This window comes from Kocuria sp. NBRC 114282, assembly GCF_030268385.1.
Taxonomy (GTDB): domain Bacteria; phylum Actinomycetota; class Actinomycetes; order Actinomycetales; family Micrococcaceae; genus Kocuria; species Kocuria palustris.
In genome coordinates this window covers 1-265 of record NZ_BSQO01000045.1, presented here as the reverse complement: position 1 = coordinate 265, position 265 = coordinate 1, and the positions used below count along the sequence as shown (strand labels likewise).

General features: G+C 49.4%; 1 rRNA gene. It reads left to right on the top strand.

The window, feature by feature from the left end:
* Nucleotides 1-175 precede the first annotated feature (175 nt).
* Nucleotides 176-265 (top strand): 16S ribosomal RNA (locus QSJ40_RS12655); the annotation flags it as partial.

Here is a 265-nt window from a genome sequence, read left to right as displayed (position 1 = left end):
ACGGGCTGGTTGATCGTCTGTTGTTTGAGAACTCGATAGTGTGCCAAATTGTCTGCTGATACCAGTTCAAGCAATTTTTTGTTTGGTTGGATCAGCTGATGCGTCAGTGCGTCTCGTTCCCGTGACGTGCTGGCGATCTTATTTTTGATTCCAGCCAGGTATGGTTTTTCGTTTTTCAACGGAGAGTTTGATCCTGGCTCAGGACGAACGCTGGCGGCGTGCTTAACACATGCAAGTCGAACGCTGAAGCACCAGCTTGCTGGTG